The 18,006-nt window shown below is 64.4% G+C and carries 14 protein-coding genes; 10 read left to right on the top strand and 4 right to left on the bottom strand.

Annotated elements, in window-relative coordinates:
• Positions 1–76 precede the first annotated feature (76 nt).
• From ABIB91_RS24430 to ABIB91_RS24400, 7 genes are all read left to right on the top strand, one after another.
• Positions 77–619, top strand: a complete 543-nt coding sequence (locus tag ABIB91_RS24430) for a CDP-alcohol phosphatidyltransferase family protein (protein ID WP_027517558.1) — start codon at positions 77–79, stop codon at positions 617–619.
• Between the two features lie 116 nt (positions 620–735).
• Positions 736–1,413 (top strand): P-loop NTPase family protein, encoded by a 678-nt coding sequence (locus tag ABIB91_RS24425; protein WP_354163462.1) that lies wholly within the window; start codon positions 736–738, stop codon positions 1,411–1,413.
• A gap of 128 nt (positions 1,414–1,541) precedes the next feature.
• Entirely contained in the window at positions 1,542–3,734 is a 2,193-nt protein-coding gene (locus ABIB91_RS24420; RefSeq protein ID WP_354163917.1) for an RNA degradosome polyphosphate kinase, read from the top strand.
• Positions 3,735–3,749: 15 nt separating this feature from the next.
• On the top strand, positions 3,750–5,252 hold the full coding sequence (ppx, locus tag ABIB91_RS24415; RefSeq protein WP_354163464.1) for an exopolyphosphatase: 1,503 nt from the start codon (positions 3,750–3,752) through the stop codon (positions 5,250–5,252).
• A 261-nt stretch (positions 5,253–5,513) separates the two neighbouring features.
• Positions 5,514–6,647, top strand: coding sequence for an efflux RND transporter periplasmic adaptor subunit (locus ABIB91_RS24410; RefSeq protein WP_354163466.1), 1,134 nt, complete (start codon positions 5,514–5,516; stop codon positions 6,645–6,647).
• Complete coding sequence (locus ABIB91_RS24405) at positions 6,648–9,716, top strand: efflux RND transporter permease subunit (RefSeq protein WP_354163468.1); 3,069 nt, start codon at positions 6,648–6,650, stop codon at positions 9,714–9,716.
• Positions 9,716–10,027 carry a DUF3240 family protein gene (locus ABIB91_RS24400; RefSeq protein ID WP_354163470.1) on the top strand — a complete coding sequence of 104 codons (312 nt, stop codon included), beginning with the start codon at positions 9,716–9,718 and terminating at the stop codon, positions 10,025–10,027. The genes ABIB91_RS24405 and ABIB91_RS24400 overlap by 1 nt, the downstream gene beginning before the upstream one ends.
• 6 nt (positions 10,028–10,033) lie before the next feature.
• On the opposite strand, the gene ABIB91_RS24395 is transcribed toward ABIB91_RS24400, so the two are convergent.
• Both ABIB91_RS24395 and ndk read right to left on the bottom strand, forming a co-directional pair.
• Positions 10,034–10,894, bottom strand: coding sequence for a TerC family protein (locus ABIB91_RS24395; protein ID WP_007591952.1), 861 nt, complete (start codon positions 10,892–10,894; stop codon positions 10,034–10,036).
• A 44-nt stretch (positions 10,895–10,938) separates the two neighbouring features.
• A complete protein-coding gene (gene ndk, locus ABIB91_RS24390) occupies positions 10,939–11,361 on the bottom strand; it encodes a nucleoside-diphosphate kinase (RefSeq protein ID WP_007591953.1) in 423 nt (140 codons plus the stop codon).
• A gap of 310 nt (positions 11,362–11,671) precedes the next feature.
• Between ndk and ABIB91_RS24385 the strand changes: the two genes are divergently transcribed.
• The 3 genes from ABIB91_RS24385 (at position 11,672) to ABIB91_RS24375 (ending at position 14,256) form a co-directional block, all read left to right on the top strand.
• Positions 11,672–11,929, top strand: a complete 258-nt coding sequence (locus tag ABIB91_RS24385) for a sulfur globule protein precursor (protein WP_219683178.1) — start codon at positions 11,672–11,674, stop codon at positions 11,927–11,929.
• A 219-nt stretch (positions 11,930–12,148) separates the two neighbouring features.
• Positions 12,149–12,322, top strand: coding sequence for a hypothetical protein (locus tag ABIB91_RS24380; protein ID WP_007591955.1), 174 nt, complete (start codon positions 12,149–12,151; stop codon positions 12,320–12,322).
• A 71-nt stretch (positions 12,323–12,393) separates the two neighbouring features.
• The gene (locus ABIB91_RS24375) at positions 12,394–14,256 is read left to right on the top strand and encodes an ABC-F family ATP-binding cassette domain-containing protein (RefSeq protein WP_354163474.1); all 1,863 of its coding nucleotides are present in this window, start codon (positions 12,394–12,396) and stop codon (positions 14,254–14,256) included.
• 156 nt (positions 14,257–14,412) lie between these two features.
• Here ABIB91_RS24375 and ABIB91_RS24370 read toward each other — a convergent pair whose 3' ends face one another.
• Positions 14,413–15,867 (bottom strand): HlyD family type I secretion periplasmic adaptor subunit, encoded by a 1,455-nt coding sequence (locus tag ABIB91_RS24370; protein ID WP_354163476.1) that lies wholly within the window; start codon positions 15,865–15,867, stop codon positions 14,413–14,415.
• Positions 15,854–17,986 (bottom strand): type I secretion system permease/ATPase, encoded by a 2,133-nt coding sequence (locus ABIB91_RS24365; protein WP_354163478.1) that lies wholly within the window; start codon positions 17,984–17,986, stop codon positions 15,854–15,856. Before ABIB91_RS24365 ends, ABIB91_RS24370 begins: the two co-directional genes overlap by 14 nt.
• Positions 17,987–18,006 lie beyond the last annotated feature (20 nt).

Below are 18,006 nucleotides of genomic sequence, written 5' to 3'. Positions count from 1 at the left end.
ACTATGTAGAGATATCAACCGGTTCAGCCTGCAAAGGGCCGAATTCGAGGTCAGGCCGGGTGCCGGGAAGCGCCGTGTGAGTATACCGAACATCATTACTTTGGGCCGCATCATGCTGGTCCCGATCATCGTCTGGGCCATCGTGTCGAGCCAAATGGAGGTGGCGTTCGCCGTCTTCCTGATCGCCGGTATCAGCGACGCGGTCGACGGCTTCCTTGCCAAGCGCTTCAACATGACGAGCGAGCTCGGCGCCTTGCTCGACCCGCTCGCCGACAAGGCGCTGCTGGTCTCGATCTACATGGCCTTGGGCATCTGGGGCGCGATTCCGCGCTGGATCGTCATCCTGGTGGTCTCGCGCGACATCATGATCGTCGCCGCCGTGATCATATCGTGGCTGTTCGACCGCCCTGTGGAGATGAAGCCCTCGAAGGTATCCAAGCTCAACACTGTGGCCCAGGTGGCGTTCGCAGCGCTGGTGCTGGCCGCCCTCGCCTTCGGCTTCAAAGCCGGTCCTTATGATATAATCCTGATGGGCCTCGTCACGATCTTCACGCTCTCCTCCGTGTCGCTCTATCTCGTCGAATGGTTGCGGCACATGAGCACGATCGAGGCCAAGTAGCAGCACGATCGAGGCCAAATGAGTTGGGAAGCGGCCCCGCAAAGGCCAACTCCCGTTCGATTAAGTCGCATCTCTTCAAACCAAGCCGGCATATGCCGGCACGGAGCAAAGCAAGCGTGCCAGGCCGCGTTCATCCCCGACAATTGGCGTTTTCGCTTCCGCATGCGGAGAGCCTGAGCCGGGACAATTTCCTCGAAGGCCCCGTCAACGCCGCCGGTCTTGCCCTCATCGACGCCTGGCCGGAATGGCCGAACCGGATCATGTGGCTGGCCGGCCCGGAAGGAAGCGGCAAGAGCCATCTCGCCGCGATCTGGGCCGAGGCCTCAGGCGCCCGCTCGACCACGGCCAATGGGCTGACCGCCGAAGCCGTCCCGGCTGCGCTCGCCACCGGCGCGCTGGTGGTCGAGGATCCCAAGGCGAGGGAATTCGATGAGCGCGCCCTGTTCCATCTGATGAATCTGGCCCGCGAGGACGGCGCCTACGTCCTCTTCACCGGACGCGAGGCGCCCGCCTCTCTCGAGATCGAGCTCGCCGACCTGCGCTCGCGGCTCCGCGCTGTCCCCGTTATCTCGCTGCTGCCGCCTGACGACCAGCTCTTCCGCGGCCTGATCGTCAAATTCTGCGCCGACCGCCAGCTCGCCATGGACGAGAGCGTGGTCAGCTACCTCGCCACTCGCCTGGAGCGGTCCTCGGCCGCCGCCCGACGGGCTGTGGACCTGCTGGACAGCGAGGCCCTGCGCCTCGGCCGCCCCGTCACCCGGGCCCTGGCGGCCGAGCTGCTCCGGGATGTCTGACCAAGGCGGCTTGACGCGGCCGGGCCGCGGAACATCAATGTCATCGAAACGTCATCGCTCTAACACATGCTCCCGCGGGTTTTGCGCGTAAGTCGCAAATTGGGGCGAACTGGATGGATCGACTTCTGATGGATTCTGCGCAAGCTGTTGAAGTTAAAGAGAAAACCCCGGAAGCCGAAGGCCCGCCGGCGATCGCATCGAGCCCCGAGCGGTTCATCAATCGCGAGCTCTCCTGGCTGCACTTCAACCGCCGCGTCCTGGAGGAATCGGTCAATCCCAGCCACCCCATGCTGGAGCGGGTGCGATTCCTGTCGATTTCAGCGAATAACCTCGACGAGTTCTTCATGGTCCGCGTTGCCGGCATCAAGGCCCAGGTGCGCGAAGGCATTGCCGAGCGCAGCCCCGACGGTCTGACCCCGTCCGAGCAGCTCGCACTGATCAACCGGACCGTCTCGCAGCTTGCCTCCGACCAGCAGGCAATCTGGCGCGACCTGCGCGGCACGCTCGCCGACGAGGGCATCGTGCTGGTCGAGGGCAAGGAAGTCACCAAAGCGGAACGAACCTGGGTCGAGGACTACTTCCTCAGCAACGTGTTCCCGCTGCTGACACCGCTCGCGATCGACCCGGCCCACCCCTTCCCGTTCATTCCGAGCCTCGGCTTCACCATCGCGCTCCAGCTCACGCGCGCCGCCGACGGCAAGCAGATGAACGCGCTGATCCGCATGCCCGGCAAGATCGACCGCTTCATCCGCCTGCCGGCCGAGGGCAAGGTCGTCCGGCTGATCTCGCTGGAGCAGGCCACCGCGCTATTCATCAACCGCCTGTTCCCCGGCTACAATCTTCACGGCCAGGGCGCCTTCCGTGTCATCCGCGACTCCGAACTCGAAATCGAGGAAGAGGCCGAGGATCTCGTCCGCTTGTTCGAGACCGCGCTGAAGCGCCGCCGCCGCGGCTCGGTGATCCGGCTCGAGATCGATGCCAAGATGCCGGAGCAGCTGCGCAGCTTCGTACAGCACGCGCTGTCGACCGCCGACGACGAGGTGTTTTTGGTCGATGGCGTGCTCGCCATGAACGAGCTCTCGCAGCTCACCCGCCTCGACCGGCCCGATCTGGAATTCACCCCTTACGTGCCCCGCCATCCCGAGCGCGTGCGCGAGCAAGGCGGCGACATCTTCGCTGCGATCCGGCAGAAGGATCTCGTCGTTCATCACCCCTATGAATCCTTCGACGTCGTGGTGCAGTTTCTCCAGCAGGCGACGCGCGACCCCGACGTCGTCGCCATCAAGCAGACACTCTACCGCACCTCGAGCAACTCGCCGATCGTGCGCGCGCTCGTGGAAGCTGCAGAAGCCGGCAAATCCGTCACCGCGCTGATCGAGCTGAAGGCCCGCTTCGACGAGGAGGCCAACATCCGCTGGGCGCGCGACCTCGAACGCGCCGGCGTGCAGGTCGTCTACGGCTTCCTCGAACTGAAGACCCACGCGAAATTGTCGATGGTGGTGCGCCGTGAAGGCGGCAGCCTCACGACTTACGTCCACACCGGCACCGGCAATTATCATCCGGTGACCGCGCGCATCTACACCGACCTCTCCTACTTCACCTCGGACCCGACCATCGGCCGCGATGCCGCCCGCGTGTTCAACTTCATCACCGGCTATGCCGCGCCGAGCGATCTTGAAAAGATGGCGGTCTCGCCGCTGACCTTGCGCAAGCGCATCATCGAGCACATCCAGGGCGAGACCGCGCATGCGCGCCACGGCCGGCCCGGTGCGGTCTGGATGAAGATGAACGCGCTGGTCGACCCCGACATTATCGACGCGCTCTACGAGGCCTCACAGGCCGGCGTGCAGGTCGAGCTTGTGGTGCGCGGTATCTGCTGCCTGCGGCCCGGTATTCCCGGCCTGTCGGAGAACATCCGCGTCAAGTCGATCATCGGACGATTCCTCGAACACGGCCGAATTTACTGCTTCGGCATGGGCCAGGGCCTGCCGAGCGCGAAAGCGGCTGTGTATATCTCCTCGGCCGACATGATGCCGCGCAATCTCGACCGCCGCGTCGAGGTGCTGTGTCCGCTGCAAAATCCCACGGTGCATCAGCAGGTTCTCGAACAGATCATGGTCGCCAATCTCAAGGACAATGAACAGAGCTGGCAATTGTTGCCGGACGGGTCCTCAACGCGTATGAAGACCGCGAAGGGCGAGGAGCCTTTCAACGTCCACAACTACTTCATGACCAATCCGAGTCTGTCTGGCCGTGGTAAGTCGCTCAAGGAATCCTCGCCGCGCCGCCTCACGCGCCGTAATGAACGTCATCAATCCTGATCCGGGATCGTCGACGTGAAGCGGCCGCGCAAGCGCGGCTCGAGCGTCGCGGTCATCGACATCGGCTCCAACTCGGTCCGTCTCGTCGTCTACGAGGGACTGACGCGGAGCCTCATTCCCATCTTCAACGAGAAGACGCTGTGCGGGCTTGGGCGCGAGGTGCAGAGCACGGGCCTGCTTGCGCCCGACGCCGTCGACAAGGCGCTGACCTCGCTCAAGCGCTTCCGTGCGCTGTGCCGGGTGATGCAGGTCGGACGGGTGTTTGCGATTGCGACCGCCGCCTGCCGCGACGCCTCCAACGGCCCCGACTTCATCGCCAAAGCCGAGCGCATCTGCGCGGTGAAGATCGAGATCCTGTCGGGCCCGCGCGAGGCGCGGCTGTCGGCGCTTGGCGTGATCTCCGGCATCCATCATCCCGACGGTATCGTCGGTGACCTCGGCGGCGGTTCGCTCGAACTGATCGACGTGCGCAAAAACACCGTGCGCAGCGGCGTGACGCTGCCGCTCGGCGGGCTCGCGCTGCAGGACCTCGCACATAAATCCCTGAAACGCGCCGACCGCATCGTGCGCGAAGCGCTCGACGGGGTGCCGCAGCTCAAGGCCGGGAGCGGCCGCAGCTTCTACGCCGTCGGCGGTACCTGGCGCGCGCTGGCGCGCATCCACATCATCCAGAGCGGCTACCCGCTCCAGGTGATGCACGGCTATTCGATTTCGGCTGCCGAGGCGCTCGATTTTTCCCGACGTCTCCGCCGGCTTGCGGCCGCCGGCATGCTTGCAGACATCGAGATCGTCGCCGACGCCCGGCGCCCGCTCCTCACCTATGCGGCACTGGTGCTCGAGCACATCATCCGGGTGGCGAAGCCGAAGACCATCGTGTTCTCGACCTTCGGCGTGCGCGAGGGCCTGCTGCACGAGAAGCTGCCGGAGTCCGAACGCAACAAGGACGGACTGATCTGCGCGGCCGAGGAGCTGAACCAGCTGCTGTCTCGTTCGGCAAAGCACGCGCGCGAGTTGATCGCCTGGACCGACCGCCTCGCGCGCGTGGTGAAGCTGCGCGAGACCGAGGAGGACCGCCGTCTGCGCCACGCCGCGTGCCTGTTGTCCGACATCGGCTGGCGCGTGCATCCCGACCATCGCGGCGAGCAGACGCTGAGCCTCGTCGTCAACGGCAATTTCGGCGCGATCACCCACACCGAGCGCGCCTTCGTCGGCCTGTCCGTGTTCTATCGCTATGCGGGGCTCAGCGAGGAGAACCAGCCGCCGGTCGCCATGCAGGAGCTGCTGACGCCGGCGCAACTCGAACGCGCCCGCCTACTGGGCGCCGCCTTCCGCGTTGCGCATCTGATCTCGGCGGCGCGTCCGGGCGTCTTGCCCGCGACGCATTTCCGCAGCGTGGGCCGCAAGCTGTTGCTGGTGTTCGAGCACCGCCTCGGCGATCTCGTCGCGGATCGCGTCGGCAGCCGCTTCCGCGCGCTGGCCCGGCTGATTGGTCGCGCCGGGTCGATCGTGCGGCGGTAGAAAGCGGTGAGATCAGGTGCGGACGATGTGCGTTTGCACCGTCACCATCCACTTCGCGATGACGCGAGTTCATTTTAACGCAACGTCCCACTGTTTCCATTGATATCCGGAAGTTCGACGAAACCTGCTTTTGGAGAGGAAGTGCCGGCTGCGCAAAGCCAGCGATATCCCGCGCAAACAGCGGGCGGTTGATGCATATCAACCCACCAGCGTCGCGCTACAGTAAGTAACGTGCAGGACGGCATTTCGAATGGTACCGCCATGCAACCCGACTATGGGATTTTCCTGCCAAGCCCTGCTCGGACCCTGGCTGCCGGCATCCTGCTTGCGCTCGCGTTCAGCTTTTCGCCGTCGGTGTGCAAGGCGCAAGATGAACTGAAGCTGAGCGATGCGCAGGCGCGGAATCTAGGTGTGCGCGTGACCCATCCGATCGCGAGTCGGACCGATCTGACGCTGCCCTATCCCGTCCAAATCGTGATCCCGACGCCGCAATTGTGGGTCGTCAGCGCACCGGTGTCCGGCATGGTCGCCAATCTCTGGGCCGGGCGCGGCGACCGCGTTTCGGCCGGCCAGCCGCTGGTCACCTTGGAAAGTCCAAGCTTCGTCTCTCAACAGCGCGACTACCTGCACGCGATCGCACAGGAAGTTCTCGCCACCCAGCAGCTCAAGCGAAACGTCGATTTGTTCGAAGGCAAGGCTGTCCCGCAACGCGTGTTGGAAACCAGCCAGGCAGAGGCGCGTCAGGCTACTCTCGTCGTCGCCGAGCGGCGGCAGATGCTGCATCTAAGCGGGATGTCCGATGAGGCAATTTCGCGGCTGGCCCAGGAAGCGGCTATCAGCGGGACGCTCACGGTCAATGCGCCGCAGCCTGCATCAGTGGTCGATGTCACGGTATCGCCAGGACAACGGGTCGAACAATCCACGCCGCTCGTCAAGCTCGCGCGGCTCTCGCCGCTATGGGCCGAAATCGCGGTTCCTGCCGCCAATATCCGAGCGATCCGCACCGGTGCCAATGTCGAGTTTGAGAATTATTCAAAGCCCGGCAAGGTCGTACTGGTCTCCGAGACCATCGACCCCGCTACCCAAACCATTCTGGTTCGCGCGGAAGTACCCAACGACGGAGAGCTGCATCCCGGTCAGACGACCGCCGCCCGCATCGGCTTTCTCTCCGCCGGCGAAAGTGCCTGGGAGATTCCCTACAGCGGGCTGGTGCGGCGGGGCGAACAAACGTCGGTCTTTGTCGCGTTCGACGGCGGCTTTCGGCTGGTCCCGGTCAAACTGGTTGCGGAAGATCAGGACCATGTCGTCGTGTCGGGCCCCGTAACAGAGCAAGACGAGATCGCGATCGGCGGCATCTCGGCGCTTCGCGGCATTCTCTCGGGACTGGGACAGTAGATGCTCCGGCGACTTATCGCGTTCGCGCTTTCGCAGCGACTGTTCGTGATGCTGGGTGTGGTGCTGCTGGTCGCCGCCGGCATCGTCCTCCTGCCCAGCCTGCCGATCGACGCGTTTCCCGACGTCTCCCCGGTCCAGGTGAAGATCATCATGAAGGCGGCGGGCCTTACCCCCGAAGAGGTCGAGCAGCGCATCACGGTCCCTATCGAGCTTGAACTGCTTGGATTGCCTAACAAGAAAGTTCTTCGTTCAACCACGAAATATGCATTGGCCGACATTACCGTCGATTTCGAAGACGGCACTGACATCTACTGGGCGCGCAACCAGGTGTCGGAACGACTATCGAGCATCTCGCGTGATTTCCCTGACGGGGTGAGCGGCGGTCTTGCGCCGATCACGAGCCCCCTGGGCGAGATGTTCATGTTCACGATCGATAGTCCCGAACTCTCGCTCGCCGAACGCCGAGGCCTGCTCGATTGGGTGATCCGTCCCGCCCTGCGTACGGTCGCCGGTGTTGCCGACGTCAATGCGCTCGGCGGCTACGTGCGTGCCTTCGAGGTCGTGCCGCGCAATGATGCACTTGCCGCCCGCGGCATTTCGTATGACCTGTTCCGTCGGGCGATCGAAGCCAACAGTCGCAACGATGGCGCCGGACGGGTGAACCAAGGCGAGGACAGCGCCTTGGTTCGGGTTGAAGGCAGCATCCGGTCGACAGAAGACATCAAGGCCATAGTCGTTGACGCGCGCGAGGGAGTGCCGATCCTGGTCAAAGACGTCGCGAACGTCCAGGTCGGGACGCTGACCCGCTATGGCGCAGTCACGTCGGACGGGCACGGCGAAACCGTCGAGGGGCTGGTGCTCGGCTTGCGCGGTGCCAATGCGGGGCAGCTCGTCCGAGACGTACGTGCCCGACTCGCTGAGCTGCAGCCTTCGCTGCCGAAGGGCGTTTCGATAAACGTGTTTTATGACCGCAGCAGCCTGGTTAACCGCGCCGTGGGCACGGTGATCCGGGCACTCGGCGAGGCCACAGTCCTCGTCATCGTTCTTCTGCTGCTTTTCCTCGGCAACTGGCGGGCTTCGCTGGTGATCGCTCTCAGTCTGCCGCTGGCCATTCTCATAGCGCTCATCGTCATGCGCGTCGTGGGAATGTCGGCCAACCTGATGAGCCTGGGCGGACTTGCGATCGCGATCGGCATGTTGATCGACGCGCTCGTTGTCGTCGTCGAGAACATCGTCGGCAACCTCGGCAAGCACGAACCGAGCAAGGCGACTCCGCTCATCCACCTGGTCTACCGCTCGGTTTGCGAAGTCCTGGAACCCGTCGCCTCGGGCGTCCTCATCATTATGATCGTGTTCGTACCACTGCTGACCCTGCAGGGACTGGAAGGGAAGCTATTCATCCCCGTCGCACTGGCAATCATTTTCGCGCTAGCCGGCTCGTTGCTGCTGGCGCTCACCGTGATCCCGGTCGCGACCTCCTATCTGCTGAAGTCCGCGTCACATCGCGATCCCCTCTTGATTCGGGCGGCACAGCGGATCTACGCACCGGCGCTGGACTGGGCCCTGGACAACGAGCGCAAGGTGATCGCTGCAGCGCTGATCGGCCTGCTCGTAGCGGGCTTCGGCTATACAAAGCTCGGCAAGACCTTCATGCCGACGATGGACGAAGGCGACATCATCGTCAGCGTAGAGACGCTTCCTTCCGTCAACCTCGACGAGTCGCTGGCTATCAATGCAAGGCTCCAGACCGCACTTCTGGCCGTACCTGATATCGCCGGTATCGTCGCACGGACCGGGTCGGACGAACTTGGCCTCGATCCCATGGGCCCCAACCAGACCGACACGTTCCTCGTGCTTAAGCCGGCCGCCGAGAGACAGACCGACAGTCGCGAGACCCTTCTGCAGAAGCTTCGTGAGGTTCTGAACGGCTTTCCCGGTATCTCGCTCAGCTTCACCCAGCCGATCGACATGCGCGTGCAGGAGATGATCAGCGGCGTGCGCGGCGACGTCGCAGTCAAGATCTTCGGCCCCGACATCGCCAGACTGAACGAAATCGCAGCAAAGCTGTCGGGCATTCTGTCCGGCATAGATGGTGCCGAGGACGTCTACACCACGCTCAACGAAGGCACTGAATATTACACAGTCGCCGTCAATCGAATGGAGGCCGGCCGCCTCGGCCTGACGGGGGACTCCATAGCGAACTCGCTCCGCACGCAGATCGAGGGCCGAACGATCGGTACCGCGCTCGAGGGGGGACGCCGCACGCCGATCCTCATCCGCGGCAGCAAGACAACCAGGGAGGCGCCGACGCTGTTGGCGAGCCTGCCAATGACGCTCGCTTCCGGACAGCATGTGGCGCTGTCGCAGGTCGCCCGGATCCAACGAGTGGACGGCCCTGTGAAAATCGACCGCGAAGACGGCGCGCGGATGAGCGTGGTCCGCGCCAACGTCCGGGGCCGCGACATGGTGGGCTTCGTCGAGGCGGCACGCCAGAAAGCGGCCGAACTCCCGCTCCCGGAAGGCTACCGGCTGACCTGGGGCGGGCAATTCGAGAACCAGCAACGTGCCGCCGCACGTCTCTCCATTGTGGTGCCGGTTGCGATCGGTCTGATCTTCCTGCTGCTCTTCACCACATTCGGCGCCATACGGCAGGCCTTGCTGGTCCTCGTCAACATTCCCTTTGCCCTGATCGGGGGCGTCTTCGCACTGGTTCTGACGGGCGAATATCTTTCGGTGCCAGCCTCTGTCGGCTTCATCGCGCTGCTCGGCATCGCCGTTTTGAATGGCGTCGTCCTGGTCTCTTATTTCAATCAGCTGCGGGCCCGCGGCCTGAGCGAGGATCGTATCGTCGTCGAAGGAGCCATGCGCAGGCTTCGGCCAGTGCTGATGACCGCGAGCATCACGGCGTTTGGCTTGATCCCGCTGCTGTTTGCCTCCGGTCCAGGATCCGAAGTCCAGCGACCGCTCGCCGTTGTCGTGATCGGAGGGCTCCTGTCGTCCACCCTGCTCACTCTGATTCTCTTGCCGATCCTGTATCGCCGCTATGGCGGGACGTCGAAGGTGACCTGATGATCGACCAGCCGGTCTGCCTCACGCTGATCTTGTCTCGCCAACTATGCGACGAGGTGTTCGACTATCTTACGGAGCAGACCGACCTGGTTTCGGGATTCACCGCATTGCACGGCGCTGGTCACGGCGCCGAAGTCCGATTGCACACCGCGGCCGAACGCGTGAAGGGCAACGCCGATCAGGCCATCGTGCAGATCGTTCTGGCGAGGTGCGATGCTGGCCGCTTGCTCGACCGACTGCGAGTTCCGTTCGCCGGGACCAAGATCGTCTACTGGACGACGCCCGTGACGGAGTTCGGCGCGATCGACTGAAGCAACCTATTCCGCCGAGGCCTTGGCGTGGCGCTCGGAGGACTCCAGCGCGGCCGCGCTCATGCTGCGCCGGCGCCAGATGGAGCCGACGGCCAGCACGACGACGACGCCGAGAGCTGCGCACAGATATTCGCCGCCTCCGCCGCCATGGGCGAATTGCGGCGGGATGCGCAAGGCGCTGAGCACGTTGTCGAGCGAGGCGCCGAACGGACCGTCGAACAGCGTGTGCAGCCTCGGCGCGATGCCGGGATCGGTCGCGATCACCTCGCCCGCAATCCAGCCGAGCAGCGCCGCGCCGGCCCACACCAGAACCGGCAGCTTTGCGAGCAGCGCCATGATCAGCGCCGCGCCGGCGACGATCAAGGGCACGCTGATGGCAAGACCGAGCACCAGCAAGGGCGCGCTGCCATTGGCGGCCGCGGCCACCGCAATGACGTTGTCCAGGCTCATGACGATGTCGGCGACGACGACGATCTGCACGGCCTGCCACAGATGCGAAGCCGACTCCACGCCGTCCTCGTCCTCCTGTTCCGGCACCAGCAGCTTTGCCGCAATCACGATCAGCGCAAGACCGCCGACCAGCTTGAGGTACGGCAGCTCCATCAGGCTCGCGACGATGCCCGTGAAGATGATCCGCAGCACCACCGCGGCGCCGGCACCCAGGATCATGCCCCACAGCCGATGCCGCGGCTTGAGGCCGCGGCAGGCGAGCGCGATCACCAGCGCATTGTCGCCGGACAAGAGGATGTTGATCCAGATGATCTTGCCGACCGCGACCCAGAAGGTCGGTTCGGCCATCTCAACGCGGAACTGGGTGAAGAATGCCCCGATCGTAGCGGGATCGAAGATCTGCCAGAGCCAGTTCACACTACGTCCTTTCGCCGCGTCTCGTTACCTGATCGGCTGACGGATCAGCCGACGATCTCGTTGCCCGAGAAGAATTGCGCGATCTCGATCGCGGCGGTCTCCGGCGCATCCGAACCGTGCGCGGAGTTCTCACCGATCGACTTGGCGTAGAGCTTGCGGATGGTGCCGTCAGCCGCCTTGGACGGATCGGTCGCCCCCATCACGTCGCGATACTTGGAGACGGCACCCTCGCCTTCCAGCACCTGGACCACCACGGGGCCCGACGTCATGAAGTCCACGAGCTCACCGAAGAAGGGGCGCGCCTTGTGGACCGCATAGAAGGTCTCGGCCTGTTCCTTGGTCATGCGGATGCGCTTCTGCGCGACGATGCGCAGGCCCGCCTTCTCGATCACGGCGTTAACCGCACCGGTGAGGTTACGCGCTGTGGCGTCGGGCTTGATGATCGAGAAGGTGCGTTCGATGGCCATGATGTTGTCCTTGAAGAGAAAACGGTGGTTCGGAGTTGCCGGGCTTATATCGGCGCCTTCGCCATACGGCAAGCGACCGCCAAAACCGCCTCGCGGGCGCTTGGCCGCAGGCCAGGAGTCAGAATGCCAACATGGATTACGACGATTTCACCTAAATGAACCCAATCTGAAGGCCTCGTCAGGGTTTGGTTCAGCCTCGCTCGGATAACCTCAGGTCCATCGAAACCAAAGCCTCCTCCCGAGGCGGACCGTTTCGGCGGCCTTTCCATCGACGCGATAGCCCCGCGTCGGCAGTTTTGAGGAGATCACCATGTTGAGGAAACTTTCGCTCGCCGCCGTTGCCGCGGTTGCGCTTGGTGCCGCGCTGGCACCGACCTCCGCCTCTGCGCACTGGCATGGTGGCGGCTGGGGCTGGCACGGCGGCGGCGGCGGCTGGCATCACGGTTACGGCTGGGGTGGCCCGCGCTTCTATGCCCCCGTCTCCTACGGCTATGGCGGCTGCTATGTGCGCCGGCTGGTCCCGACCCCCTGGGGACCCCGCTGGCGGATGATCAACCGCTGCTACTGAGCCCGACAGCACCTTTCCAAAGGTACCTGAGCCCCCCAAGGTACCTTCCAAGCGAAGCCCCGGCGTCCCCCAGCGCCGGGGCTTTGTATTCGGAGGGGGACATTGCGCGGCTTCACACAATTTTTGCTAGAATGCCGCGCAATCGCCGCGAGTGGCGAAACCATTTGGGGGCCAAGGACTTGGTACCGTGTTGCTTCTTTGAGAACACGGAACCCTGCGATGGCTGGCCCTTTTGCCAATGACAGCGAGCAAATCGACCGGCGCACCAGCCGCTCGATCTCCGATGCCGTGGCCGAACGGCTCCAGCAGAGCCTGCGGCCCGAAGCCAGGCTGCCGACGCACCTCGAGCAACTCCTCAATGAGCTGAAGCAGCGCGAGCGCGATTCGCACTGAGTTGACACGCACCGGCTTGCGGACACGGAAAAACGGGTTGCGTTTGATCGCGGGTGCGGTGACAAGGCCGCATGCTCTCCATCACCGACCTCTCCATCCGCCTCGCCGGACGCCTTCTGATTGACCAGAGTTCCGTGCAGATCACGCCCGGATCGCGCGTCGGCATGGTCGGTCGCAACGGCACCGGCAAATCGACCCTGTTCAAGGTGATCCGCGGCGAGCTCGCCGCCGAGCACGGCACGGTGACCCTGCCGCCTCGCTGGCGCGTCGGCAGCCTCGCGCAGGAAGCGCCGAACGGCCCCGAGAGCCTGATCTCAGTCGTGCTCAAGGCCGACCTCGAACGCGACGCGCTGCTCACCGAGGCCGAGAGCGCGGCCGATCCGCACCGGATCGCCGAGATCCAGACCCGGCTGGTCGACATCGACGCGCATTCGGCACCGAGCCGTGCCGCCGCCATCCTTTCCGGCCTCGGCTTCTCCGCCGCCGACCAGCTCCGCCCCTGCGCCGAATTCTCCGGCGGCTGGCGCATGCGCGTCGCGCTTGCCGCAACGCTGTTCGCGGCGCCCGACCTGTTGCTGCTCGACGAGCCCACCAACTATCTCGACCTCGAGGGCACGCTGTGGCTCGAGGATCACCTCGCCCATTATCCGCGCACGGTGATCGTGATCAGCCACGACCGCGACCTGCTGGAAAGCTCGGTCGACCAGATCCTGCATCTGGAGCGCGGCAAGCTCACGCTTTACAAAGGCACCTACTCCTCGTTCGAAGAGCAACGCGCCATGCGCGAGATGCTCGATGCCAAAGCGGTCAAGCGCCAGGAAGCCGAACGCGCGCGCCTGCAAGCCTTTGTCGACCGCTTCAAGGCCAAAGCCTCGAAAGCCCGCCAGGCGCAGTCCCGTGTGAAAATGCTGGAACGGCTGAAGCCGATCACGGCGCTGGTCACCCAGGACGTGCGCGAGATCAGCTTTCCCGCGCCCGAGAAGATCCTGTCGCCGCCGATCATCGCCGCCGACAACGTCGTGGTCGGCTACGATCCGAACACGCCCGTGCTGAACCGCGTCACCTTGCGCGTCGACAATGACGACCGCATCGCGCTGCTCGGCTCCAATGGCAACGGCAAGTCGACGTTGGTGAAACTGCTCGCCGGGCGCCTCGCTCCATTCTCGGGCAAAGTGACCCGCGCCGACAAGCTCTCGATTGCCTATTTCGCACAGCACCAGCTCGACGAATTGAACGAGGATGCCTCGACCTACGACCACGTCCGCAAGCTGATGGGCGAGGCGCCCGAAGCGAAAGTACGCGCCCGCGCCGGCGCGATCGGCTTTTCCGGCAAGGCGGCCGACACCAAGGTTGGAAAATTGTCGGGTGGCGAGAAGGCGCGGCTCCTGCTGGGACTTGCGACCTTCTTCGGCCCCAACATGATCATCCTGGACGAGCCGACCAACCATCTCGACATCGACAGCCGCGCCGCGCTCGCGGAAGCCATCAACGAATTTCCCGGCGCCGTCATCATGGTCTCGCACGACCGCTATCTGATCGAGTCCTGCGCCGATCAACTCTGGATCGTCGCCGACCGCACCGTGACCAATTACGACGGCGACCTCGACGAATATCGCCGCCTGGTGCTGTCCGCGCGCAATGGCGAGCCCGCGCCGCGCGAACGCAGCGCGGCGAGCGAGAAGCCGCAGCGTCCGAGATCGGACAATCGCGGCTCGCTGAAGAAACGCATCGCGGAAGCCGAAACCGAGATCGCCCGCGTCAGCGAGATCATCAGCAAGATCGACACTGCGCTGGCCCTGCCCGACATCTTCAGCCGCGACCCCAAGCAGGCCGCCCAACTGTCGAAAGCACGCGCCAATGCGGCCGACGCGCTGGCACGTGCCGAGGAGCAGTGGCTCGAGGCGAGCACGCAGTTCGACGAGGCGGCGGGCTGACGCCTACGCGACCGGGCCGACATCAAAATCGCAAAAACAACCCCATGCACAGTACCGGTATTTTGCTACCTGGTGATTAGCCGTTCAATAACCTGTTCTTTGCCGCACCGACTGAGCCGGCGCGTCTCGCGAAGCTTCGTCAGCATCATGTGGGAACTAACGCTCGCGCATGATCTCGTGCCGGTAACGCTGCAGCGGCGATAGCAGGTAGCTCAGGATGGTGCGCGAACCGGTCCTGATTTCGACGGTCACCGCCATTCCCGGGGACAGGTTGACGAGGCGGTCGTCCACCTGCATCCGGGTGCGATCGAGCGAGATACGGGCGCTGTAACTCAACTCCTGCCCGCTGGGCTCGCTGCTGTCGCGTTGCGTCGCGAGCGCACGGTCGCTCCCGCGCTCCTGCGGCCGGTCGCGGATGATGGCGTCCTGCGAGACGCTCACGACCCGGCCTGCGAGAAGCCCGTAGCGGGTGAAACTGAAAGTGTCGATCTTGATGGCGGCGCCCTGCCCGGCCTCGACAAATCCGATATCGCGGTTGGAGATCATCGCCTCGATCTCGAGCCGCGTATCGGTCGGCACGATCACCAGCAGCGACTGCGCGGGCGTGACCACGCCGCCCACAGTGTGGACCGCGAGCTGCTGCACGACGCCGTCGACCGGCGACGTCAGTTGCTGAAGCCTCGTCCTCTGCTGCGCCTTGATCAGATCGCGTGCGACGCCATTGGCCTTCTGTTCGCTCTTGGCAAGCTCGTCGGAGAGACTTTTCCTGTACTCGGCCAAGGCCTGGATGCGAGTCTCCCGGATCGCGGCCACGGCCGCCTCGGCCTCCTTCAAGCGGCTGCTCTGGACGCGAAGCTCCTCCTGCTGCTCGATCTGGAGCTGGAGGGTCTCATAGTAGGTCAGCTTCGAGCCGATCTCCTTCTCCATCAGCGTCTTGCGAATCTCGACACGCTGCTGGGTGACCGGCAGCAACGCATCAAGCTTGTGAATCGTCGCCGCAATCGTCTGATGTTCGGCCTCCTTCTGCGCTTCCTGACGCGCCAGCGCCGCGAGCTTGGCCCTGTTCTCGCTGACCTGATTGGCGAGGAGCTGTCGCTGCGTCGCGACCAGCATGGGATCGGCGTCCTCTGGTACGACGAGCTCGGCGGACACCTCTTCGCCGACTGCCAATGCGGCGCGGAGGCGCGCGACGTTGAGCCGCTCGGCCATGAGATCGTCGTGCAGACGATCGCGCTCCGCGGCGTTCACGGTCGGATCGAGCTCGATCAGCAGGTCGCCCGATTTGACCGATTGGCCGTCCTGCACGTGAATGGCGCGCACCACGCCGGTCTCGAACGGCTGGACCACCTTGCTTCGCCCGCTCGACACGACCTTGCCGGTTGCGGAGGCCACGATGTCGATCGTGCCCCAGGCCGACCAGGCCATCGCCGCGCAGACAAGCAGCATCAGGACCATGGCGATGGCGCGGCCGATCGGCGATGGCGGTGTCTCCGTGATTTCCAGCGCCGCCGGCAGGAAGGCGACTTCCTCGGCGCGCCGGCCCTTTCCATTCCGGAACGGGATCACGGTCTGCTCCGGCCGCGGGGCCGGGACAGTGCTAGCCGACCTCATAAATGCCTCCCTGGAGACGATGCAGGGCGGCGTAGCGCCCGCCGGTCTTGATCAGCGCATCATGCGTGCCGTCCTCGACCAGACGGCCGCGTTCCAGGGTGAAGATGCGATCGGCGCCGCGGACGGTGGAGAGACGGTGCGCGATGATCAGGACCGTGCGGCCTTTCGCGATCTCCTTCATGTTGTCATGGATGATCCGCTCGCTTTCATAGTCGAGCGCGCTGGTGGCTTCGTCGAAGATCAGGATCCGGGGATTGCCCACCAGCGCGCGGGCGATCGCGATGCGCTGGCGCTGCCCGCCCGAGAGCGTCGAGCCGCGCTCTCCGACCACCGTATCGTAGCCCTCGGGGAGCTCCAGAATGAAATCATGCGCGCCCGCCAGCTTCGCCGCGTCGATAATGCGGTCCATCGGCAGGCTCGGATCGGCCAGCGCGATGTTGTCGCGCACCGACCGGTTGAACAGCATGTTGTCCTGGAGCACGATTCCGATCTGCCGACGGAGCCCGGCCGGGTCGGTCGTCATCAGATCCATTCCGTCGACGAGCACGCGGCCGCCTTGCGGAACGTAGAGCCGCTGCACCAGCTTCGCGAAGGTGCTCTTGCCCGAACCGGATGATCCGACGATGCCGACTGTTTGTCCGGCTGGAATGTCGAATGAGACATCGTGCAGGATCTCCGGCCCATCGGGCCGGTAGCGGAAAGACACGTGCTCGAAGCGGATGTTGCCCCGGATCGGCGGCAGCCCCGCGCGGGCGGCGGAGTAAGCCGGCTCCGCCGCGCTGTTGAGGATGTCGCCGAGCCGCGCGATCGACAGCCGCGCCTGATGAAAATCCTGCCAGACTTGCGCGAGCCGCAGCACCGGGGCTGACACCCGCCCCGCGAAGATGTTGAAGGCCACGAGCTCGCCGACGGTCAAGGCGTCACCGATCACTAGTCTGGCGCCGACATAGAGAATGGCGGCGGTGACGACCTTACTGACGAGCTGCACCAGCTGGCTTGCCGTGTTGCCGAGGCTGGTGACACCGAAGCTCGCCGAGACATAACCGGCGAGCTGCTCTTCCCAGCGACGCTGCATCTGCGGCTCGACCGCCATCGCCTTCAGCGTTTCGATACCACTGACGCTCTCGACCAGGAAAGCCTGGTTCTCGGCGCCGCGGCGGAATTTCTCGTCCAGCCTGCGGCGAAACAGCGGCGTCGCCACGGCCGAGATCGCGATGTAAAACGGGAACGACGCCAGCACGATGAAGCTCATCTGCGCCGAATAGGCGAACATCACCGCGAGGAACACCGAGGTGAAGACCATGTCGATGAGAAGCGTCAACGACGAGCTGGTGATGAAATTGCGGATGTTCTCGAGCTCACGGACCCGCGCCACGGAATCGCCGACGCGCCTGGCCTGAAACCAGGCCATCGGCAGCGCCAGCAGATGGTGAAACAGACGTGCCCCGAGCTCCACGTCGATGCGGTTGGTCGTGTGCGCAAACAGGTAATTGCGCAGGATCCCGAGCACGGTGTCGAACAGGGAGACGACGACGAGGCCGATGACGAGAACGTCGAGCGTAGACAGCGAGCGGTGTACCAGCACCTTGTCAATCACGACCTGGAAGAACAGCGGCGAGACCAGCGCAAAAAGCTGGAGGAAGAACGAAGCCGCCAGCACCTCGCCCAGCAGCCGCCGGTATTTGCCGATCGCGCCGATGAACCAGGTGATATCGAAATGCCGCCCGAGGTCTGACAGCCCGGCGCGCCGGACCATCAGGATCAAGCCGCCGTCCCAGATCGCGCACAGCTCGTCGCGTTCCATCAGCACCGGGCGCTGCGCCTCCGGGGACTGTACCAGCACCTTGTCGGCGGAGGCCTTTGCGATGACCATGAAGCCGCCGTCCCGCAGCATTGCAATCGCAGGCAGCGGAGTGTCCGACAGACGGCTCCACTGTGTGCGATAGGTTCTGGCTTTAAGTCCGAGAGACCTGGCGCAGCGGACAATGTCCGCTGCGCCGAATCTTGCCGCGCCCAGCCGGTGCCTGAGCTGCGCGCGATCGGCCGCAACACCTTGCAGATGCAGCAGCGTCAGCAACGCATCGAGCCCCGTATCGGTGGAGACCGCGTTGGTCATCATGAGCGTTCTCCGGGCGGATG

Origin of the sequence: Bradyrhizobium sp. JR4.3 (assembly GCF_040547695.1) — a bacterium.
In the GTDB taxonomy this organism is placed as follows: Bacteria; Pseudomonadota; Alphaproteobacteria; order Rhizobiales; family Xanthobacteraceae; genus Bradyrhizobium; species Bradyrhizobium canariense.
The sequence above is the reverse complement of the archived record's forward strand: the minus strand, read 5'-3'. Positions and strand labels throughout refer to the sequence as shown.